Source organism: Megasphaera elsdenii DSM 20460, from assembly GCF_003010495.1.
Taxonomy (GTDB): domain Bacteria; phylum Bacillota; class Negativicutes; order Veillonellales; family Megasphaeraceae; genus Megasphaera; species Megasphaera elsdenii.
The window spans coordinates 898,999-921,784 of record NZ_CP027570.1 but is presented as its reverse complement, the minus strand read 5'-3'; the positions used below and the strand labels follow the sequence as shown (position 1 = coordinate 921,784).

The window sequence follows — 22,786 nt, the reverse complement described above, 5'->3', positions numbered from 1 at the left end:
AAGCCGTTTTAAGTGGCTAGTGGTTAGGGGTTAGGGGTTAGTGAGCCCCTACGAACTACGAGCCACGAATCACGAGCCACTAATTATTTAATTTCCCCAAGGTCTTGGCGACGATGCGGGTCAGGAGAGCTACCGTATCGAGTTCGACCGATTCGTCGGCGCTGTGGATGTCGTGTGTCGTCGGCCCTACGGAGATGATATCCAGTTTCGGATTCATAGCGAAGAAGTACCCCGTTTCCAGGCCGCCGTGCATGGCTTCGATGCGGGCTTCTTTGCCGGCTTCTTCTTTGTAAACGTCGGCAACGAGGGGAACGAGTTTGCTATGCGGATTTTCTGTCCATGCCGGTTCCGGCGAAGCCAGTTCGATGTCACAGCCTGTCAACTCAGCGTAAACGGGCAGGGTTGTCATCAGTTCACGCAGGCGGGCATCGGCCGAAGCACGGGGGAAGTACTGAATAGCGACATGGTCGTCTTCCGTACGGATGGTGCCGATATTGGCCGACAAATCCGGCAGTTTCGGCAGCATCTGGTTCATGGCGAAGACGCCGCAATGAAGGATGTTCAGCAGGCTGACCAGGTTCTTTGTATCGTCAGCCGAGAAGGTCTGAGCCGGTACGTCGGTGCTTTCGACGAGGAAATGGGCGTTCTTTTCGACTTCGCCGTACACTTCGGCGATTTCAGCCTGTTCTTCACCGACAACCTGTTTAATCGTTTCGCCGGCGTTTACATCGTCGACAACGATGACAGCCGATGCTTCCGACGGAATGGCATTGGCTGCGACGCCGCCGCTGATGGAGGCCAGGACATAGGATACGCCGGCCTGAGCGACGCGGCGGAGAGCCAGGCTCAGAGCTTTGATGGCGTTGCTCTTGCCGTCATTGATGGTTTCCCCGGAATGGCCGCCGGCAAAGTCTTTCGCCGTAATAGTAAACGCCTGTTTACCTTTGGCAGCCTGCCAATGGAGAGGACGGCTGAAATGCGTATGGACGCTGCCGGCCGAACCGACGCAGAGGACATCCATATATTCCGAGTCGCAGTTGATGATGTACTGTACATCCTGGACGTATTTCGGGTCCAAGTGAGTGGCCCCGGTCATGCCCGTTTCTTCATCGACGGTGAAGATGAGACGCAGCGGGCCATGCTGGATATCCTGCTGGATGAGGTACAGCGACAAAGCGACAGCAATGCCGTCATCGGCACCGAGGCTGGTCCCATCGGCATGGAGGATATTGCCTTCACGGACCAGTTTGATTTCACTGGTCAAGGGGTCGAAGTCGACGCCGGGTTTGGCGACGCAGACCATATCCATATGGCCCTGGAGGACCGTAAGCGGCCAGTTTTCGCAGCCCTTGCTGGCGGGGACATTGGCGATGACGTTATATACTTCGTCCTGTGTAACATCGGTTACGCCCAATTCATGGAGGCGGCTGACGATGTAGTCGCTAACGCCTTTTTCGTGGTGGGACGGACGCGGGTGCTTGGCCAGTCCTGCAAATTCATGGATGACTCCTTCAATGATTTCTTGATCGTTCATATGACAAACGCTCCCTTCAAAAAGTATCTGCGATTGATTACTTAATCGTTTATTTATTATACCACGGACGAGGCCTTCGGGGCTACTATCCTCATATGTATACTTTTACTTGCAAAAAAGTAATTATACAGCCCATTTTCCGCCTGTAGTGTACAATTCGGCATATGACGAATTAAAAAAAATTGAGTATAATAGAATTATCAATGAAGTAGTACGTTTTAGTACGCTTAAATTTTTATTTGGGAGGTTTTCTTATGAAACCACAATCAAACTTGACTGTGAACTACCCAAGTATGCCGGAATTGACGGCCCGCGGTATGATCCTCGGCGCCCTGATCACCGTTATCTTTACGGCTTCCAACGTATACCTGGGCTTAAAAGTCGGCTTGACGTTCTCGTCGTCCATCCCGGCTGCAGTCATCTCCATGGCAATCCTGCGCATGTTCAAACATTCCAACATCCTGGAAAACAATATGGTACAGACGCAGGCTTCTGCTGCCGGCACTTTATCTGCAATCATCTTCATCCTGCCGGGCCTGCTCATGCTCGGCTACTGGCAGGGCTTCCCCTTCTGGCAGACCTTGCTGCTCTGCGCCTGCGGCGGTTCTCTCGGCGTCTTGTTCACCATTCCCCTGCGCCGGGCTATGGTCGTCAACAGCGACCTGCCCTATCCGGAAGGCCGGGCGGCTGCTGAAATCCTGAAAGTCGGCAGTGAAATCCGCCGAGAAGAAGCAGCCGGTGAAGACACGAGCAAAAAAGAAACGGGCATGAAAGATATCGTCGGCGGCACGGCCCTGGCCGGCCTCTTCAGCCTTTGTGCCAACGGCTTCCACGTCGTTTCTTCCGAGTTCAGCTATTGGTTCAGCATCGGCTCGGCTGTCACAAGGATTCCGTTAGGTTTCTCGACGGCCCTCCTCGGTGCAGGCTATCTTATCGGCATCGCCAGCGGCATGGCTATCTTAGTCGGTACGCTCCTGGCCTGGTACATCTTCGTCCCCTATCTGACATCGACGCTTATCCCGGCTGATGGTCAGTCTGCAGCAGCTTTTGCCAATGCCATTTGGGCGCAGAAAGTCCGCTTCATCGGCGCCGGCTGCATCGGTATCGCCGCCGTCTGGACCTTGATTCGCCTGGCCAAACCGGTCGTCGACGGTATCAAGATGTCCATCAACGCCCTGCGCGCTAATGACACAGAAGAAAAGAAGGCTCTCCATCATACGGACATCGACATGTCGCCGAAATCGGTCAGCCTGGTCTTCCTGGCCATCCTCATCGGCCTCTTCATCACGTTCTATGCCTTTGTCAGCAATGCCGGCCTTTCCCTGTCGGTAACGATTATGTTCATCGTCGTCGGCATCCTCGTCGCCATCCTCATGGGCTTCTTCGTAGCCGCTGCTTGCGGCTACATGGCAGGCCTCATCGGCACGTCGGCCAGCCCGATTTCCGGTATCGGCATCCTGGGCATCATCATTTCGTCCCTGGTCGTCCTCGGTATCGGCTCTTCGGCCGGCGTCTTCGCCACACTGGAAGGAACGCAGTTCGCGACAGCCTTCGCCATCTTCATTACCAGCGTCATCGTCAGCATCGCTTCCATTTCCAACGATAACCTGCAGGACTTAAAAACAGGTTATATTGTTGGCGCTACACCGTGGAAACAGCAGGTCGCCCTCATCCTGGGCTCGATCATCGGCTCCTTTGCCATCGCTCCGGTCCTGAACCTGCTCTATCAGGCCTATGGCTTCACCGGCGCCCTTCCCCGTGCCGGCATGGATCCGACCCAGGCCCTGGCAGCTCCGCAGGCAACCTTGATGACGACCATCGCCCAAGGTATCTTCAGTGCCAGCCTCGACTGGAACTATATCCTCTTCGGTGTCGGTGTCGGTATCGCCGCCATCATCATCGACCTCATTTTGACGAAAAACACGAAATCCCTGGCTCTGCCGCCACTGGCCGTCGGCATGGGCATTTACCTGCCGCCGACCTTGGAAATCCCTCTGGTCATCGGTTCGGTCATGGGTTACTTCATCCATAAGTCCTTGAAGGCCCGCGCTGCCCGCCGCAGCCCTGGCCACGAAGAAGAAGACGTAGAAGCCTGCAACCATCGCGGCGTCCTCTTTGCTTCGGGCCTCATCGTCGGCGAAAGCCTCATGGGCGTCATCATCGCCTTGCTCATCGTCGTCTCCGTCACCTCTGGCGGCAGCGAAAATCCGCTGGCCCTGGTCGGCAAAGACTTCCAGTCTACGGCAGACATCCTCGGCCTGCTCTGCTTCATCGCTATGATCGTCATCTTCGTCCGCCACATCTTCATCACCAAGTTCAGCCCGGAAGATGCTGAAAGCAAGTAGGAAATCTACCGCTTAGATTAGAATTTCATTAAAATTTCGACAAAATCCTCAAAAAAAGTCCTCGTGCACAATACATTTTGTGGCACGAGGGCTTTTTTTGCATATTTCTTCTTTTGCCATATCAGCGTATAATAGGGGTATCTCGTAGATTAATCCTATGATTACACGTTAAAAGGAGGTCTTTTCTTTGTTCTTTCCCAAACTCGACAAACAATCCCTGACCGATGGCATCGTCATCCCGCAGATGGTCAAAGTCCATCAATCATTCCCTCATACAGATCTGGCCGATCCCGTCGGCGTCCTGAAAAAACAGCTCCTGACCTTGGATACGGCAACGACAGAAGCCCTCAAAGGCAAGCGCATCGGCATCACTGCCGGCAGCCGTGGGCTCCCGCATTATAAGGAAATCATGAAAGCTCTTTGCGATCAGCTCAAAGCCTGGGGTGCCAAGCCCTTTGTCTTCCCGGCTATGGGTAGTCATGCCGGGGCCACGGCCGAAGGCCAAAAAGAGCACTTAGCCCAGTTCGGCATCAACGAAGACTATTTAGGCGTCCCCGTCCTGTCGACGATGGACGTCGTCGAAGTGGCCACACTGGAAGACGGCTTCCCCGTATACTGTGACAAGAATGCCTATGAAGCCGACGGCATCATCCTGTTCAACAAGATTAAACCGCATACGCACTTTAAATATAAACACGAATCGGGTTTGCTGAAGATGATCTGCATCGGCTGCGGCAAGCACAAAGGCGCTTCGACCTTCCACGGCTGGGGCTACGATTCCTTCGGCCCCAACCTGGAACGCGTGTCAAAAGCCTTCTTGCAGCATGTAAACGTCGTTTTCTCGGTCGGCATGGTCCAGAGCCCCAGTGACGACATCGCCGCCCTGGAAGTCATCCCGACCGATAAATTCTTTGAACGCGATGCGGCCTTACAGACCATGGCCAAAGCGGAAATGCCGCGCCTGAAGCTGCCCCACATCGACGTCCTCATCGTCGACGAAATCGGCAAGGAAATCAGCGGTACCGGCATGGACCCAAACATCACAGGCCGGACAGAACGATTCAGCCAGGAAACGGCCTTCCGCGCCTTGGCACCGGATATTGAACGTATCGTCATCCTGGACATTACCGAAGCTTCCCATGGCAACGGCGCCGGCTGCGGCATGGCCGACATCGTCAGCTACCGCTTCGTAAACAAGATGGACTTCTCCTCGGCATACACCAACTGCATTACAGCCAAGTCCTTCCGCATGGCCCTTCTACCTTTATACGGCAACAGCGATAAAGACGCCATTGAAATGGCCATGGCCCATGCCTTCCTGACCGACCCGAACCAGGCCAAAGTCGTCCGCATCAAGAATACACTGAAACTGGAAGACATCGAATGTTCCCTCTCGTGCTTAGAAGATATAAAAAACGATCCGGACATGACAATCACATCCGAACCGTTTACATGGAAGTTTAACGAAGAAGACAATCTGTGGTAAAAAAAGGGCTTGTCGCACGACGACAAGCCCTTTTGAGTATTAAGTTTGCAGTTTTTAGTTTGTAGTGAATGTTTTTAAATTTAAAGCCATCGTCTGCAAACTACAAACTCTGTTCCATCAGCATTTCCGCCACCAGGTCTCTACTACGGCAGTCCCGACATGCCAATAGTAAAGGATGTGATCAGCCAGTTGTGAACAGCGTTTACTGTGGTAAACGACATGGCTGGCCGCAGCTCCGATGAAGAAGCCGCCGATGACGTCACTGACGTAATGGAGCCCGCTGAGTATCCGCGACGAGGCCAGGACGCCTGTCCAGACCAGGGCCGGCAGCCCCCAGGGATTGCGCCGGGCCAGGAGCATCAGGGAAATGGCCAGGCTGTTCATGGAATGGTTGCTGGGAAAGGAAGCGTTGGCCTTATGCGGCACGAGCGCCGCTGCATCGCCGCAGGCGAAAGGCCGGGGGCGATGCCAGATTTTCCCGATGACCCAGGAAACGGAAGATCCCGGGATGACGGAAAACAGGCAGTAAACTAAAGTCTTCCGACGTTTAATCTGTTCCGCTATCGGCCGCGGCCGGAACCACTCAAGCAGGCCATAAAGGATGAACAGCCAATAGCCGAAGCGGGTAATCCAGGTAAGGATACGGAGCCAGGTCCTGCGCCGGGCAATGAGCCATTGGGCGAAGAAAAAGATGGATCGTACCATCGTCGTCTCTCCTTAATAGAAGAATCAAGCTTCTTTTTGAAAAGCCGTGTGCATCGTCCCAGCCACATCGGCCAGGGAAATGCTGCGCATCTTATCTTCCATGGTATCCTGTATTTCATGAAGCCTGTCATCCAGGCCGGCATGAATCGTCTTGCCTACAGGGCACTGGGGACAAGGATGTTCATGAAAATGAAAGAGCGAGTCATTGCCGACACAGTCTACGGCATGGTAAACATCATATAAACTGATGTCAGATAAAGGCTTTTCCAAGGCCGTCCCCCCGGTCCCGCGCTTTACCTGGATCAAGCCAGCTGCCTTGAGCTGGATGAGCAGTTTGCGGATGATGACCGGATTGGTGCCTACACTGCCTGCAATGAAATCACTGGTCACTTTTTCGGTCTTGCCAAAAAAGTCGATGCACAATAAGGTATGGACGGCCATGGTAAACCGACTGGAAATCTGCATAGGGACGACTCCTTAAAGGGCTTTCAATTCGCGGAGGATAGCCAAGTCAGCCGAGCAGGCCGGGCAATCACAGAATTTAGCACCTTTAGCCTGAATGTCTTTAGCATGAGCCAAGAGCTGTTTAGCTCCATCAGCCCCCATGAGCTGTACGGCATGTTCCGAAGCCGCGAAAGCCAGGAGTTCGTCAATTGTCGAAACGCCCTGTTTCAGAGCTTCGACATAAGCCGGCGTAGCAGCATCTTTATCAGCGGCGTCGAGCCAAGCCTGAGCTGCTGTTTTCAAAGCCGGGTTGCAGCTGGGAGCTGCCATCAAATCGTGAGTTTTCGTCGTAACAAATTCTACTGTTTTTGCATCCATGTCAAAAAACCTCCTATAAAAGACGAATCAAAATATCCAGGATAGAATCACCCTGATTACATCCTTATCATACGACATTTTAATTGTAAAGTCAACGGTTACAAATTTTGTATTTTGTTGAACTATTTTAAACTAATTTATTTTCATTTAATATGCCTTCATTGGCTTAGTTATCATATTTTTATTTTATGTATTTTCTTCATTTAAACATTTTCCTCTGGTTGTAAACAGATAAAAAAGGGCTTGTCGCACGACGACAAGCCCTTTTTGAGTATTAAGTTTGCAGTTTGTAGTTTTTAGTGAATGGTTTTAAACTTAAAGCCATCTTCTACAAACTACAAGCTCCGTACTATAAACTTTTACTTTCTAGCAGCTTGGACAGCAGCGATGAATTTTTTGGCCGTAGCCGTGATTTCATCAGCCGTCTTGCCGCCACCGGTGAGGGCACCGCCGGCACCGACGGCGACGCAGCCGGCTTTGATCCAGTCGCCGGCGTTTTCGACGTTGACACCGCCTGTCGGCATGAGCGGAGCCTGCGGCAGGGGGCCGTGGATGGCCTTGATGGCTTTCATGCCCAGGATTTCCCCAGGGAAGATTTTGACGACGTCAGCGCCGTATTCCAAGGCCGTAATGACGCCGTTGAGGGTCGTCGTCCCCGGCATGACGGCGACGCGGTAGCGGTTGCAGAGCTTGATCGTTTCCACGTCCAGTGCCGGCGATACGATGAACTGGGCGCCGGCGAGGATGGCAATGCGGGCCGTAATGGCATCGAGGACCGTGCCGGCACCGATGATGACATCCGGGTTGTCGGCGTACTTCTTGGAAAGGGCTTCGATGACTTCATGAGCCCGCGGCGTCGTGAAGGCCAGTTCGATGGCCGTGACGCCGCCTTTGATGCAGGCTTCGGACATCATCATCGCTTCTTCCGGGGTCTTGCCGCGGACGACAGAAACGATGCCGATTTCTTTAATTTTATTGACAACATCAAGTTTATCCATTGTTCAGAACTCCTTTTTCACACACTTCAGGCGGGCGCCCCACATGGGCGCCCCTACGCATTTAACAGGTTAGTGCTGCGCATCCATGAACGCTTCAAGCTTCTCTCTCGTCGGCAAGCCTTCGTTATCACCGGCGACCTGGATGGCCATGGCCCCGATGGCGGCACCCCGGCGGGCAGCGTCTTCCAGGTTCAATCCGTCGAGGATGGCGCTGGTGAAGCCGACGGCAAAGCCGTCACCGGCACCGACGGTGTCGACGATGTGGTCGACGTGATAACTCGGCACGCGGTATTCCTGGCCGTCGGCCGTGCGGATATACGTCCCATGGCTGCCGCCCATCTTGATGACAACGGTCTGGACGCCGCGCAGCAAGTAGTACCCGGCAATATCCTTTTCGTCTTCCATCCCCGTCAGGATCCGGCCTTCATTGAGGCCGGGCATGACGATGTCAGCATACTGGGCGGCGTCGTTAATGACGCGGGCCATGATTTCCTGGGATTTCCAGAGCATGGGCCGCAGGTTCGGGTCGAAGGAAATGTGCACGCCCTTGCTATGGGCCCGCATCATCAGCGTATAAATCGTTTCCCGGCACGATTCCGACAGGGCCAGGGGAATCCCCGTGACGTGCAGGTGGTCGACGCCGGTCCAGTCGATACCGGCGAGGTCTGCCGGCTGGAAGTGGGAAAAGGCCGTATGTTTACGGATATTGGCTACCTTCGGGTCCCCTTCCAGGACCTTTTCCTTCATCTGGAAGCCCGTCATATGGTCGTCATCGGTCCAGACATAATCGTCATGGATATCATTGGCCTTGAGGAAGTTGCAGATGCACTTCCCAAAAGGGTCGACGCCGACCTTGGAAATATACGACACATCGTTGCCCAGACGAGCCATACCGACGGCATAATTCAATTCTGCCCCGCAGACATGGCGGGAAAAATGTTCCACTTCTTCCAGCGGCCCCATTTCTTCAGCAATCAGCAAGCCCATGGCCTCGCCGATTGTAAGCACTTTACTCATGGTCTGCCTCCAATTGTGCCTTTATTTTATCAATCATGTCCTCATAGGCGGCGTCTGTCAAGTAAACGCGGTCCGGGTTCATGACAAAGGTACTGTTCCATTCAAAATCATCTTTGTATTTCGGCACCAAATGAACGTGGAGATGATGTCCCGTATCAGCATAGGAACCATAGTTTACCTTATTCGGATGGAAAGCCTGATGAATCGCTTTCGCAGCCTTGGCGACGTCGGCAAAAAAGGCATTGCGTTCGTCATCGCTCAAGTCCGTCATTTCACTGACATGGTCCTTATAGGCGACGATGCAGCGGCCGGGGTGGCTCTGTTCCTTGAACAGGACCAGCATACTGACCGATAAGTCGCAGATGTAAATACCGAATTTAGCAAGCGGTTCGCCTTTGACGCAATAACCGCAGGTGTTATCTTTCATGACAAAGCCTCCTTATTCAATCGTACCGTGTTCCCACTTACCATGGTTCAGATCATCGGCGATTTTTTTGAATTTATCGTCGGTCAGGCCATAGAAGAAATAGAGAATGATAGCGGCAATGCCCAGGGCAACGCCAGGATACAAGGTCATTGCGGCTTTGATGCCCATCAGCGTCATTTCACTCTGGACGGCATTGGCGACATAGCCCGTCAGGACCAGGATGCCCGAACTTACAACAGCGGCCAGGGCCTGTGCGATTTTACGGGAGAAGTTGAAAGCCGCATAGGTAATGCCTTCTTTACGGATGCCGTTATGCCATTCGCTGTAGTCGATGACGTCAGAAACGAAAGCCCAGGTGACGCCGTTCGGAATAGCCAGGGCGACGTAGCCGATGGTGACCAAGATGATGAAAGTGTAAATATTGGTCGGAATGACGAAGTTCAGGAGGTCCGCAGCACAGCCGATGAGCAGGCCGCCGATGGCCGTCTTTTTCTTGCCGAACATCTTGACCAGTTTGGGAATGAGCAGGATACCGACGACGGAGCAGCCCATCATGATACCGTTTACAATCGGCTGTAAACCCATATGGCCCAAGTTATACTGGCAGAAGAAAATCATCATCTGGTTATTCGTATTCATGGCCGAAATAGTAAACAAGGTCATCAAAATGATGCACAGAAGCGGTTTATTAGTAAACACGAGTTTAATGTAGTCCGAGAATTTCGCTTTCTGTTCATTCTGAGTATTGCGCTTGACCGGAACATGTTCATGGCAGTTGAAATAGCAAATAGCAAAGCCGATGACGCCGATGATGGACATGACGATAGACGCGGCAAAGAAGCCTTCATGAGGCGATGCGAACATGAGGACGACCGGTACGAAGGCCATGCCGGTAATGAGCTGGGCCCCGATAGAACCGGCCTGACGAGTCGTCGCCATCTGACTTCGTTCTTCGACATCGCGGGTCATGACGCTGGCCAGGGACGAATATGGAATGTTAGTAAACGAGTAAACGAGGCCCCAGGCCATATAGGCACCATAGGCAAAGAGAATCTTACCCGTCGGTGACAAGTCCGGCATGGTAAAGGTAATGACCGTCAAAATGGCCAGGATGACAGCCGAAGCCATCATGACCGGGCGGAACTTGCCGCGGGGCCCGATATTCTTCCGGCCGTCGATGACGGACCCGGCGATAGGATCCATGAAAGCATCGAAAATTTTCGTAAAGGCGAAGATGCCGGCTACGGCGGCTGCCGGAATGGTGCAGACGTCGATCCAGTATTTCGTCAAATATGCCTGGCCTAAGTCGAACATGAAACCGTTGCCAAAGTCACCGAAACCATAACAGATTTTTTCACGCCATGATAATTTCACATGGCCTTCCTTAGAAGCTGCCGTTTCAGTCGTTACGCTCTTGTTCGGCAACGTCCCTTCTTGTGTGCTCATTGCACTCCCTCCTTATAAAGTAACTCCGTTTTTAAATATAGCCAGTTCGTGCTTGTCCAAGGCTTCCGATTTCGCATGGACACGACCTGACGCTACGTCAAGGATATATTGGAAAAGGCGGTCCGCTGCGGCTTCCCGCGATTCCCCTTCAGCAATGGTCCCGGCGTTGAAATCGATCCAATTCCGCTTGAATCCGGCCAGGTGGCTATTGCTGGAAATCTTGATCGTCGGTACCGGGCAGGCAAACGGCGTGCCCCGTCCCGTCGTAAACAGTACCATATGGGCTCCGGCAGCGGCTAAGGCATTGGAGGCGACTAAATCGTTCCCCGGTGCCTGCAGCAGGTTGAGGCCTTTCTTCGTTGCCCTGTCGCCATAGGCCAGGACATCTTCGACGAGAGCCCGGCCACCTTTCTGAACACAGCCCAGGGACTTATCTTCCAATGTCGTGATACCGCCGGCCTTATTGCCTGGCGATGGATTTTCATTGATTTTTTCGCCGTAACTCATGAAATATTCTTTGAAGTGATTGATGAGGCCCACCGTCTTATCAAAGACTTCCTGGTTGCGGGCCCGGTTCATGAGCAGCGTTTCGGCTCCGAACATTTCCGGCACTTCCGTCAAAATCGACGTGCCGCCGGCTGCGATGAGGCGGTTGGAAATCTCTCCGACCAGGGGATTGGCGGTAATGCCTGAAAAACCATCGGAACCGCCGCACTTCAGGCCAATCGTCAGCAGCGAAGCGTCGCAGGGCTGGCGATGGAACTGGCTGGCATAGGCGCAAAGTTCCTTGACAATGGCCGTCCCGGCTTCGATTTCATCTTCCACATCCTGGCAGACCAGGAATTTGACCCGGTCCGGATCATAATCGCCGATGACGTCTTTCATCAAGCTGACCTGGTTGTTTTCACAGCCCAGGCTCAGGACCAGGACGGCGCCGGCATTGGGATTGTGAATCAAGCCACTTAGTATCTTTTGTGTATGGACCTGGTCATCGCCTAATTGCGAGCAGCCGTGGGGATGACTATAGGCATAGATTCCATCGATATTTTCTGTTTTATAGTTTTGCGAAGCCGTTTCAATGGCCCGGGCAATGTTGTTGACACAACCGACGGTCGGGATGATCCAGACTTCGTTGCGGATGCCGGCACTGCCATCTGTCCTCTTATAGCCGAAAAATTCGTATTTTTTTTCACATTTCCAGGGAGAGCGATCCGCCTTTTCCGGTTCGTAGGTATAGTGAAGTAAATCACCGAGTTTACTTTGGACATTCTGCGTGTGGACCCAGGCGCCGACAGGAATATCCACTTTGGCCGTCCCGATGGGGAAGCCGTACTTGATGACGTCTTCGCCTTTGGCAATGGGCTGCAAAGCCACTTTATGCCCGGCCGGGATATCCTGGCAGACCGTAAAGGTCTTGCCGCCTGCCGTGACGACGCTGCCTTGGGCAACGGCGTCGACAGCTACGGCGACATTATCATGAGGGTGGATTTGGAATACGTTCATCGTTTACTCCTTTGTCAATTCGGCAATATGGGCCTTGACGCCGATTTCAGCCATGCGGTCCAAATGAGCCGTAACGGCATCGGCAAAACCGTCGATAGCCGACAGGTCTTCACCCCACCAGTCACTGCGTGCCATAATAGCCTTGACGTAATCAGCCGTGCCCTTGCCGGCCTGTTCTTTGACAAAGGCCAGTTTGTCTTCATCATCATGGATTTCATAAGTATTGCCCGGACGCGAGCCGATGAGGCAATGTTCTCCGGCCTGGGTCGTCCGATAGAAGGCCAGAAAAGCCGCAAAGGAATAGGTCAGCCATTTCGGCAGTTTCCCCGTCGCTGCCAGACTGTCCTTAAAGGTCGGCAGGACGCGGGCTTTCCATTTAGAAATAGAATTCAAGGAAATGGCAAGCAAGGCGTGCTTGACAAAGGGATTTTCAAAACGTTCATAGACGGCCTTGGCAAAGGCGACGGCCTTTTCTTTCGGCAGATGGACGGTCGGTACGATTTCATCGAAGACCGTCTGGTCCAGGGATTTGCGGATAATCGGGTCTTCCATGCACTGGCCGACATAGTCGAGGCCGGCCAGATAGGCACCGAGGACCATCGACGTATGAGCGCCGTTGAGGATGCGGACTTTCTGTTCCTTGAAGGCCTGGATGCTGTCCGTAAATTCGACATTGAATTTACTTGAGTTTAAGGGCAGGCGCGAAGCCAGGGCAGGGGCACCGATGACCCAGAGGGAGAACGGTTCAGCCTGGTCAAGCAGGTTGTCTTCATAGCCGAGTTCTGCCTGCAGGGCGTCGATCGAGTCTTTCGGATAGCCGACGACAATGCGGTCGACGAGGGTATCGACGAAAGAGCAGTGCTGGTCCAGCCAGATCTTGAAGCCTTCGTTCAATTTCCACGTGTTTACATATTGGTTTACACAGTCTCTGAGGAGCTTGCCGTTGTTGTCGTTCAGTTCTGTCGGCAGCATGGTCAGGCCTTTGTCGGCTGCGCCTTTATAGAAAGTATAGCGTTCATAGAGGAATTTCGTCAGTTTCGCCGGGAAAGTCGTCGGCGGGCAGTCCGTAAAGGCATCCTTTTCATCAAACGTGATGCCGGCTTCCGTCGTATTGGAGACAACGAATTCCAGCGAATCTTCATGGGCCAGAGCCATGAAGGCGTCGTATTCATCGCAGGCGCTGATGACGGTCTTGACGGAAGTGACGACGCGGTTTTCTTTGTAAACTTTGCCGTCCTGCTGACCGCGCAGGCAGACCGTGTAAATGTCATCCTGCTTGGAGAAGCGGTCCGTCTTGCCCGAACGAGGCATGATGACAGCTACGCTGCCGTCAAAACCGTTTTCTTCATTGGCTACATCGACGGCGTAGTCGACGAAGGCACGCAGGAAGTTGCCTTCACCGAACTGCAGGATACGCACGGGATGCTGCGTTTTTTGATAAAGTTCACTTACATTTTTCATCGTTTACACCTCCGTTTACATCTGAAACTGGAAGTAATTAGCCACGTTGTTATAGCAAATATCTTCGACGAGCTGGCGAAGTGCCTCTTCATCATTCGGATATTCGCCATTTTCTACCAAATTACCGATCCAGTTGCAGAGGATACGGCGATAATATTCATGGCGGGCATAGGACAGGAACGAACGGGAATCGGTCAGCATCCCCAGGATGTTGCCGAAGACGGACAAGTTGGCAATGCTGGTCATCTGGTCAATCATGCCCTGTTTCGTATCGTTGAACCACCAGGCAGCGCCCTGCTGGATCTTGCCGCGGGCTTCAGGGCCCTGGAAAGCGCCGATAATGGTACCGATCATGGCGTTATCGTTCGGCGTCCCGGAGTAGAGAACCGTCTTAGGCAGGATATGGAGTTCGTTAAGATGGTCCAGGAAAGCGATGAGGCCTTTGCAGCAGTTGCCTTCGGCGATGCTGTCAAAACCCGTATCCGGCCCTAATTTGCGGTACATTTCCGAATTGAGGTCGCGCAAGGTGGCGAAGTGAAGCTGCATGACCCAGCCGCGTTTGTAATATTCACCGGCCAGGTAGGTGAGGACAGCCGTCTTATAAGCTTCTGTTTCTTCTTTGCTGATGCTTTCGCCCTTCAAAGCTTTGGCAATGATGGCATCGACCGTCTGTTCATCGGCTTCACGGCAGAAAACATATTCCAGGGCATGGTCCGTAGCCCGGCAGCCCATTTCTTCAAAGAAGGCGATGCGCTTATCCATGGCTTTGCGGATATCGGCAAAGGTCTTGATTTCAACACCCGCAGCCTGACCGAGGCGGGCCATATAATCGGCATACCCAGCTTTATCGACGTTCATCAGCTTGTCCGGGCGCATAGCCGGATAGACTTTGGCACTGCACGTATTTTCATCCTTCAATTTCTGGTGCCATTTCAGGTCGTCTGCCGGGTCGTCTGTCGTGCAGATGACTTTGACGTTGGACTGTTTAATCAAGCCCTGGACGCCCATATCTTTTTCCTGCAGCTTGGCGTTGCAGCGATTGAAGATATCTTCAGCATTCTTTTCGCTCAACGGTTCGGTAATGCCGAAATAGCGCTGCAATTCCAAATGACTCCAATGATAGAGCGGATTGCCAATAGCTCTTGGAAGAGCTTTCGCATATTCGACGAATTTTTCCAGGTCTGTCGATTCTGTACCGGTAACTTTTTCTTCCGGTGTCCCATTGGAACGGATGAGGCGCCATTTATAATGGTCACCGCCGAGCCATACTTCAGTAATGCTGCGGAAGTGGTGATCTTCTGCGATTTCCTGCGGGGAAATATGGCAATGGTAGTCAATAATCGGCATATGTTCTGCATAGTCGTGGAATAAATGCTTGGCTGTCGCCGTATCCAATAAGAAGTCTTTGTCCATGAATTGTTTCATTTTGTCCGTCTCCTCCTAAATATAAGGCCGTTATATCATCGGTCATTCTCAACTTTTATTGTAAGCTCTTACACTTATCTTTACCGAAAGAATACCATGTCATGTTTCAAGTGTCAACATGATATGATTTTTATGTATTAATTTTGAAAAATTAGCCGTTTTTCATGCTTTTAGCTCATAAATATGAATTAAAAATTTACCTTCCTATTCCTTTCGTGCCTAGATATTGCTATTTTTCTATTCCAAATGGTTAAGCGCTTACATTTAAATCGTGGCGATTTCTCATTTATCCAGAAAAAAAGTATGCTATAATGTAAGCAACACAGATTTTTTACACAAAGAGGAACGATTGCTATGAACATCACCATTTACGACATCGCCCAGAAGTGCAATGTATCCATTGCCACCGTCTCTCGCGTCCTCAACGGCAGCACACGGGTCAGCGAAAAGACACGGGCAAAAGTCCTTCAAGTTATGAAGGAAATGGGTTACAAGCCCAATCCCTTCGCCCGGGGCTTAGGCCTCGATTCCATGAAAATCGTCGGCGTCATTTGCACCGATGTGGCCGATATTTTCTATGCCCATGCCGTATCCTTGCTGGAAGACGGCCTGCGGAAACACCATTTCGATGTCATGCTTTCCAATACAGGCAGCGATACGGGCCATAACGGGAAATACATCTCTGACATGGCCGATAAACACGTCGATGCCATCATCACTATTGGCACGCCTTTTTCATCTGAAACCGACGTCCGTCTCCTCTGCGACACGGCCCGGCAGATTCCCGTCATCACCATCAACAGCGACTACCATCAGCCCAACATGTACAGCGTCGTCTGTAACGAAAAAGAAGGCATGAAAATGATCGTTACTGCCTTGGCTGCCAAAAACTGCCACGACATCCTCTATATCTACGACTCCCTCACCTACAGCGGCCGCCATAAGCTCGACGGTTTCCGGCAGGGAATCCGGGATTTGAACTTAACGGAAAAGCCGGAACTCATCCAGCAAATACCACGTACCCTGGATGACACAGAAGTGCTCATCGACCGCTTGGTCGCAGGCGGCATCTCATTCGATGCCATCGTCACCTCAGAAGATATCTTCGCCATCGGTGCCCAACGGGCCGCTTTGCGCCACGGCAAAACCATCCCGGTCATCGGCTGCAATAACTCCATCCTGGCCCAATGCGCCACGCCGACCATTACCAGCCTGGACAACAAACTGACCAGTCTGTGCAATGCCGCCGTCCATATCGTCACCGAACTGACCGGAAAAGAACCGGATTCCGTCCCAGTCCGCACCGAATTTAGTGCCGACCTCGTAGAACGGGAAAGTTTCAGGAGGTGAGAAAAGGGCTTGTCGCGTATGCGACAAGCCCTTTTTGAGTACTAAGTTTGCAGTTTGTAGTTTTTAGTGAACTCTGTACTACAAACTATCTTTACTGGAAATACTCTGGATATTCTTTTTTCAATACTTCTACGTCGCCCATGACCTTATTGATGTGTTCGGTCATGATGCGTTGCGCCATTTCGGTATTGCCGGCAAAGATGGCTCCGACAATGCCTTTATGCTGTTCATAAAGAAGGTTCATCTGCTCAGCGGCATCGCTGACGTTGAGGACGCGGGCCCGAGCATAATCCAGGTTTGATTCCTGGACGATCTGCCAGATATGGGGCTTGCCGCAACCTTCATAGAGCAGGGAGTGCAACGTATTGTCACTCTTGAAAAAGTTTTCTGCATCTTTCGAGGTAATGAATTTCCCCTGCTCGAAAATGCAAAATTCTAGTTTCGTCCGCCACGGATCCGGAAAAGCCTGACAGGCCAATTCTATAATGGCCCGTTCCAAGGTAACCCGGAAAAAGCGGAACTCTGCCAGCTGTTCCGTGTGAATCTTGGACACGAAGGTCCCGCGCTGCGGTAAAATCTCGAGCAGTCCCTTTTGTGACAAACGGATAAAGGCTTCCCGTACCGGCGTCCGGCTGACATTCAAAATGCCCGACAGTTCCTGTTCCGACATAGCCGTACCTGGCGGAAGCTTCAAAGACTTGAACCTCTCCCGCTTATAGAAGCGGGAGATTCTTGAGAAGTTTGATACACGGACTAATGCCTGACAGCCTATCCCAAAGGAGTTAGCTGTCAGGATATCCTTATTCTCAAAGGGCTGTCCAAAAGCCCCTTACACAGTCCCTCGAAATCGAAGTTCTGCTTACTTTTACGGAGTATGTTGTATGCTCCATTCACATCCGCGTTGGCCATCCTGCCATCGGCGAACTGGTACAAGCCACGGTGGATACGCTTCCCACTAAACGTGCCAGTATACGGCTGTTCCGGATGATAGACAGGAATATCGTCTAAATCCAAGCAACTTGCTTGAGAAGTGTAAGATTCTTCCTGTTCGATATATCGCATACCGTAACGCTCGCAAAGTCCTTCCAGTGTTTCACGCAGATTACCGAAACTGATTTGCGTAAACTGTTGGTTGGTTATCCTACCCAGGTTGATACTACGTTTAAAGTCACCGTTATAACCACAGACGATAGTTCCGATACGGTGTTCGATACAGTAGTTGATGATATAGCGGGCAACCTTGCGGAGGTAGTCCTGTGTCCGATTGTTACGTTTTCTTGCTAAGGCATAGAGCCTGTGCGTTTTCTTCTGTCCTTGTTTGTCGGCAATCCCCTGATAGTAGGCTTTCTGCTTGTTCCAATACTGGTTGATTGATTTAAGTTTACGCCCGTCCATGATGAACGCCGTCCCGGTGTTGGTCACGCAAGTTGCCAGATTTTCAAGACCGATGTCGATAGCAAGAACATTGTCCGGTGAAACGTCTTGAGGTTCTTTCTCCTGAAGATAGCAATACTGGATTTTGAAGTATCTGCCATTATATACGGGGCAGATACGGACTTCCTTGATGCTTTTTTCTTTCAGTCTCGCAGGGAAAGGGATTTTGATTGGCTTACGGCCATGCCGTTTAGAAAATCCCCGACTCATGGGGATCGTCAAGAATCCATCTTTTACGTTTATGGCGTTCGTGGAGAGAATCAGGTTGAACATGCCGCCCTTTTCCCGATAGTGAGGCATTTTGATATCCTTGAAGCGATATTCTCCTGATTTTGCCTTTTTTATGAGATTGAAGAATGACTTGAAACTGCGGTCAGCCACCTTCAATATCTGCTGAGAAACGCCAGCCTGCAACAGACCGTAGTTTTCGTTTTCCTTGCAGACATGGTAATTTTCTTCGTATTTCAAGAACTTCTTCTCTTGGAAATAGTATTGCCTGATGTTGTAGAGAGCCACGTTGTAGAGGTTATTGCTGTATTGGCACATCTCTCGCAGCATGGCATAGTCTTCTTTGGAAAGATTTCTGATGACATTTGATTGAGTAAGATACACATTTTTCACCTCCTTTTTTTATTATATGATTATTATGTGGGAAATAGTGATGATTTTCAAGATGAATTACAGAGTTTTGTGCTTTTTACGGGCATTGAACCCACTCAAGCCCCGCCATTCATCCCCACCTAAGAGGCGGGAGTCTTCTGGCGGGGCTTAAGCGATAAAACAGGCGCAAATTGTATATTTTCAGAAGAAAAAAAAACACTGCTTCCAGTGTCAGTAAATTGGTTTATTTAGATTTACATATATATAATTGGCTTAATAACTATGTTTTTATTTCAAACATCACGTAATGTAAACTAATTAAGTAAACTGATAAACCAATAAAAACTACACACTATAAAAAGTAAGCAGGCTTTTTCCTAACGAATTGGATTCCAGGCACAACAAAAAGCGGATTAAGACGGGAAGCGTCAGCTTTCGTTTGCGTATAAAATCAATCCCTGAATGACGGGAATACACAGAAATATTCGCTTTTACTTGGTATATCGCGTCCTTAATGCAATTCTTGACTTGAACAATGATGTCCATAGAATCGCCCCCTTTACTACTGTTTTACACGTTTTTTCTCTTATTACAAGGGAGTTCAGAGGAAAAAGATTGCTGAAGAACCCCTCAGACCGCCTACGGCGGCCAGCTCCCCTTCACAGGGGAGCCTTTTCAGGCGCTCCCGCGCCCTTACAATCCAGTGTACTTAGCGGCAGCGCCGCAAACTGAGTCCTAGAAGCATGAAAGCACTCAGCAAATCACATACAAAAAGACCGCCACATGTATCTGGCGGTCTTTTATTTATGAATTTCCTAAACTTACTGACATTGCCCACGTGGGCGCCCCTACACTGAAAACGTTCACACTGAACGCAAAAAGGGATTGCCGCACGAAGGCTTCTGCCAACATGTGCAATTCCTTGTTTCACGTCGTTTGCCGTGGGTCGTGGCTCGTTTGCCGTGATGAAAAACGCAGTCCGCGGCCCGCCTGAATCCTGTACATTGCGTATTTTTGCATTTGCGAGAATTTTCGGCAAACGAATCACAAAAGGGGCTTATCGCTGAATGCGACAGCCCCTTTGTAAAAAGGTGTGAAATTAGAGGATGACGTTTTTCTGGTTACCCGCTAAGTAAGCGTCAATATTGTCAAAGACAATGACGGCGCGTTTTGCCATGGATTCGGCCGTAGCGAAGGCGACGTGCGGCGTGACGATGGTATTCTTAGCGTGAAGCAGCGGATGATTGGTGTCAAGAGGCGGTTCGTTTTCAAAGACATCAATGCCGGCGCCGGCGATTTTACCGCTGTTCAAGGCATCGGCCAAGTCCTGGGATACGACGACAGGGCCACGGGCTTCATTGATGAGGAAGGCTGTCGGTTTCATATACGACAAAGTTTCTTTATTGATCAAGCCCTTCGATTTATCCGTTACCGGGCAATGGAGGCTGACAATATCGGCCTGTTCCATCATTTCTTTCATGGGCAAGTATTTGATCAGTTCCGTATCGGCTTTATGAGAGAAGCCGTTATAGGCGATGACTTTAGCACCAAAGGCATGGACCAGTTCGGCAACGCGATGACCGATGTGGCCAGTGCCGACGAGGGCAACTGTCTTCCCTTCCAGTTCGTTGCCGACAAGGCCGGCCTTCGTGCCTCCAGCACGGCAAGCCGCATCGACCTGGGGAACGCGGCGGAGCAAGTCGAGCATCATGGCGATGGTCAATTCAGCAACGGCAACCGTCGAATAGCCCGATGCATTGCTGACTTTGATGCCTTTGGCTTTGGCAGCATCCAGGGCGACGTGGTCGACACCGGTAAAGGCAACGTCGATGTACTTCAGGTTCGGGCAGGCATTGATGACTTCGGCTTTGAGGGGCATGTTGGCGATGATGAGGATATCGGCGTCCTTCGCTTCTTCAATCTGGACGGCTGGGTCATCATTGCGTTCATACGCAGCAAATTCATAGCCTTTTTCCTTCAAGGGTTTTACATACGAATCAAGCAATTCCTGGCTGATACCTAACGATTCCAACAAGACAATTTTCATTTTTAAAATCTCCTTTCAGCATAGGTAATATCTTGATTTAATTATACGCATATGCCGATGATTTGTAAGCTATCTATGGGAAATCAGTATAGGTATACCCTCTATATGATAAAAATATATACTATTCCGCCTCTAAAGCCGCTTGGACTTTCGCACACAACGTCAATAGCTGCTGACGTTCCGTTGCTGACAATCCCTGCAAGGCCTGTCTCCGATGGGCCGTTACAAAAGGTTCCGCTTTGGCAAACAGGTCCCGGCCGGCTTCGGTCAATTCGATGTACTTACCCCGCCCTTTCTCCATAGGATGACGGCTAATCAGGCCTTTCTTCTCCAGCCGGCTCAACGTGCGCGTAATCGCCGCCGCTTCCACCTTGAAATAACGAATCAAATCGGCCTGGGCAATGCCGTCATTCAAGTGAATGAAGTTCAGGACCATCCATTCCGAGCTGTGAAGTCCTAAAGGGGCCACACAGCCGTTCAAAGTCCGGGAAAAAATCCGGGTCGTACAGAATAATTGTCGTATCAATTCATCATCTTTCCGATCTCGTACGTCCATTAGGATACCTCTCAATCTTTATGGATATCGGCGACGGCTCCTTTTCCCACTTTCTGACTAGCCATGACATCGCTGCCATAGCGATAATGACAGAACATGAACAGGACAGCAAAACAAATCATAAGGGCTGTGACACTCCAGTACATGTGGCGATAGCCTACCATACCGGCGATGACGCCCAAGACGAGGATGCCCGTGCTGGTACCGATATCGAGCATATTATAGAAGGTCGCGCTGGCGGAACTGCGCCGTTCCGGGCGGACCATATTCAGGATCCACGTCAGCAGGGCCGGGAGCAGCAGGCCGGCACCTAAGCCGTAAAAGACAGACGCTGCCAATAAGACCATGAGCGAATGGGCGGCCATGATGAGCAACAACCCGATCAAATACAAGACTGACCCGGGCATGACGACGGCAAAGGCGCCTTTGGCATCGAGGAGACGGCCGCCAAAGGGACGGGAAATGAAGACAAACAGCGTCCCGATGATGAAGAATAAACCGGCATTTTCAATATGGGCTTCTGCAGCCATCATGGCGATATACGTATTGACACTGCCATAGGCGGCGCCGAAGAAAATCGTCAAAATAGCCGGAAGGCCCGTACCGGTTTCGCAGATGCGGTCACGCAGGGAAGCCTTTTCCGTAACTTCGACACGACGGACTTTCTTACCGGCATGACAGAAGATACTGACAAGGACGGCCAAGAAGGAGAAGGCGGCCGACGAGAAGAACAAGGCTGCCGGGCTGATATCATTGAGTAAAAATAAACCGACAGCCGGAGCCAGAGCCATCATGACCGTACTGCCTAAACCAAAATAACCAATTCCTTCGCCGCGGCGGCTGGCCGGTATGACATCGGCGACGATAGCCGCTGCAAAGGTCGTGCTCAGGCCAAAACCGAAGCCGTGGAGGATACGGGCGGCTACGATGGCGTGGATACTATCAAACATATAATACGACACGGTGGCTAAAATGGAAAGAGCCAGGCCCAGGTAAAGGCACTTCTTTTTCCCTAAATAGTGGACACCGGTATCCGTGAACAGGCGTATACAAATGGCCGAATAGCCAAAGATGCCGCCAATCAGACCGATTTCCCCGCCAGTAGCCCCTAAACTGGCAGCATAGAGGGTAATGGTCGGCAAGAGAAAATGGAAACCAGCGAATAAAAAGCCATTGGCCAGGACCAAAGCCACGAAATCACGAGTCCATAATCTTTCTTTTATCAATGCAATCGCTCCTTTTATAATTGACTAGTCAAATTTATTGACGGGATATATCATAGCACTCTTAAATTGACTAGTCAATACTACAGTGAGGCTTTCTGCCATTATGCCGGACGCTTTTATCTCAAAAGTTGTTCGTTCATCGTTCATCGTGACGGCTTATTATTTTTATTTCCATATGACGAACGACCTACGACCTGAGAACGGGCAGTTCATGGGATTCCCACAAGCGGGCCGTCGCCACTGCTGTCCGTTCCGCCAGCTGTCTTGAGTTCATTTCCATCGCCTGTATGCGATATCGTAGGGGACGTCCTGCTAAGGCGTCCCGCTGTGAATTGTAGACATAGCTATTCGGGCAGATGAATGATGTTTTCACACATCACCCGTCATGCATTACGTGTACACCA

At 51.1% G+C, this 22,786-nt stretch carries 19 protein-coding genes; 3 read left to right on the top strand and 16 right to left on the bottom strand.

The window, feature by feature from the left end; translation table 11 throughout:
• Positions 1-79: 79 nt before the first annotated feature.
• Positions 80-1,534, bottom strand: coding sequence for a beta-Ala-His dipeptidase (pepD, locus tag C6362_RS04320; RefSeq protein ID WP_014015530.1), 1,455 nt, complete (start codon positions 1,532-1,534; stop codon positions 80-82).
• A 254-nt stretch (positions 1,535-1,788) separates the two neighbouring features.
• On the opposite strand from pepD, the gene C6362_RS04315 reads away from it, so the two are divergent.
• Both C6362_RS04315 and C6362_RS04310 read left to right on the top strand, forming a co-directional pair.
• Positions 1,789-3,879, top strand: a complete 2,091-nt coding sequence (locus tag C6362_RS04315) for an OPT family oligopeptide transporter (RefSeq protein WP_014015529.1) — start codon at positions 1,789-1,791, stop codon at positions 3,877-3,879.
• 187 nt (positions 3,880-4,066) lie between these two features.
• Complete coding sequence (locus tag C6362_RS04310) at positions 4,067-5,365, top strand: nickel pincer cofactor-dependent isomerase, group 22 (RefSeq protein WP_014015528.1); 1,299 nt, start codon at positions 4,067-4,069, stop codon at positions 5,363-5,365.
• Positions 5,366-5,482: 117 nt separating this feature from the next.
• On the opposite strand, the gene C6362_RS04305 is transcribed toward C6362_RS04310, so the two are convergent.
• The 10 genes from C6362_RS04305 to uxaC all read right to left on the bottom strand — a co-directional run bounded on the left by C6362_RS04305 (position 5,483) and on the right by uxaC (position 15,169).
• On the bottom strand, positions 5,483-6,070 hold the full coding sequence (locus tag C6362_RS04305; RefSeq protein ID WP_014015527.1) for a phosphatase PAP2 family protein: 588 nt from the start codon (positions 6,068-6,070) through the stop codon (positions 5,483-5,485).
• Positions 6,071-6,094: 24 nt separating this feature from the next.
• A complete protein-coding gene (locus tag C6362_RS04300) occupies positions 6,095-6,535 on the bottom strand; it encodes an Rrf2 family transcriptional regulator (protein WP_014015526.1) in 441 nt (146 codons plus the stop codon).
• 12 nt (positions 6,536-6,547) lie between these two features.
• Complete coding sequence (locus C6362_RS04295; RefSeq protein WP_014015525.1) at positions 6,548-6,892, bottom strand: hypothetical protein; 345 nt, start codon at positions 6,890-6,892, stop codon at positions 6,548-6,550.
• A gap of 359 nt (positions 6,893-7,251) precedes the next feature.
• Complete coding sequence (locus tag C6362_RS04290) at positions 7,252-7,890, bottom strand: bifunctional 2-keto-4-hydroxyglutarate aldolase/2-keto-3-deoxy-6-phosphogluconate aldolase (protein ID WP_014015524.1); 639 nt, start codon at positions 7,888-7,890, stop codon at positions 7,252-7,254.
• 69 nt (positions 7,891-7,959) lie between these two features.
• Positions 7,960-8,907: a sugar kinase gene (locus C6362_RS04285; protein WP_014015523.1), complete on the bottom strand. Its 948-nt coding sequence runs from the start codon at positions 8,905-8,907 to the stop codon at positions 7,960-7,962.
• Positions 8,900-9,334 carry an HIT family protein gene (locus C6362_RS04280; protein ID WP_014015522.1) on the bottom strand — a complete coding sequence of 145 codons (435 nt, stop codon included), beginning with the start codon at positions 9,332-9,334 and terminating at the stop codon, positions 8,900-8,902. The genes C6362_RS04285 and C6362_RS04280 overlap by 8 nt, the downstream gene beginning before the upstream one ends.
• Before the next feature lie 12 nt (positions 9,335-9,346).
• A complete protein-coding gene (locus C6362_RS04275) occupies positions 9,347-10,780 on the bottom strand; it encodes a glycoside-pentoside-hexuronide (GPH):cation symporter (protein WP_014015521.1) in 1,434 nt (477 codons plus the stop codon).
• Positions 10,781-10,792: 12 nt separating this feature from the next.
• Positions 10,793-12,283, bottom strand: coding sequence for a UxaA family hydrolase (locus tag C6362_RS04270; RefSeq protein ID WP_014015520.1), 1,491 nt, complete (start codon positions 12,281-12,283; stop codon positions 10,793-10,795).
• A gap of 3 nt (positions 12,284-12,286) precedes the next feature.
• A complete protein-coding gene (locus C6362_RS04265; protein ID WP_014015519.1) occupies positions 12,287-13,744 on the bottom strand; it encodes a tagaturonate reductase in 1,458 nt (485 codons plus the stop codon).
• A gap of 15 nt (positions 13,745-13,759) precedes the next feature.
• The gene (uxaC, locus tag C6362_RS04260) at positions 13,760-15,169 is read right to left on the bottom strand and encodes a glucuronate isomerase (RefSeq protein WP_014015518.1); all 1,410 of its coding nucleotides are present in this window, start codon (positions 15,167-15,169) and stop codon (positions 13,760-13,762) included.
• Between the two features lie 354 nt (positions 15,170-15,523).
• Between uxaC and C6362_RS04255 the strand changes: the two genes are divergently transcribed.
• Positions 15,524-16,519, top strand: coding sequence for a LacI family DNA-binding transcriptional regulator (locus C6362_RS04255; RefSeq protein ID WP_014015517.1), 996 nt, complete (start codon positions 15,524-15,526; stop codon positions 16,517-16,519).
• A gap of 91 nt (positions 16,520-16,610) precedes the next feature.
• Here the strand turns inward: C6362_RS04255 and C6362_RS04250 are convergent, their stop codons facing one another.
• The 5 genes from C6362_RS04250 to C6362_RS04225 form a co-directional block, all read right to left on the bottom strand.
• Positions 16,611-17,249, bottom strand: coding sequence for a GntR family transcriptional regulator (locus tag C6362_RS04250; protein ID WP_051014187.1), 639 nt, complete (start codon positions 17,247-17,249; stop codon positions 16,611-16,613).
• Positions 17,250-17,308: 59 nt separating this feature from the next.
• Complete coding sequence (locus C6362_RS04245; protein ID WP_014015515.1) at positions 17,309-18,565, bottom strand: RNA-guided endonuclease InsQ/TnpB family protein; 1,257 nt, start codon at positions 18,563-18,565, stop codon at positions 17,309-17,311.
• A 1,087-nt stretch (positions 18,566-19,652) separates the two neighbouring features.
• Positions 19,653-20,600 carry a 2-hydroxyacid dehydrogenase gene (locus tag C6362_RS04235; RefSeq protein ID WP_014015513.1) on the bottom strand — a complete coding sequence of 316 codons (948 nt, stop codon included), beginning with the start codon at positions 20,598-20,600 and terminating at the stop codon, positions 19,653-19,655.
• 121 nt (positions 20,601-20,721) lie between these two features.
• Positions 20,722-21,156, bottom strand: a complete 435-nt coding sequence (locus C6362_RS04230) for a MarR family winged helix-turn-helix transcriptional regulator (protein ID WP_014015512.1) — start codon at positions 21,154-21,156, stop codon at positions 20,722-20,724.
• A gap of 11 nt (positions 21,157-21,167) precedes the next feature.
• Positions 21,168-22,382, bottom strand: coding sequence for an MFS transporter (locus C6362_RS04225; protein ID WP_014015511.1), 1,215 nt, complete (start codon positions 22,380-22,382; stop codon positions 21,168-21,170).
• Between the last annotated feature and the right edge of the window lie 404 nt (positions 22,383-22,786).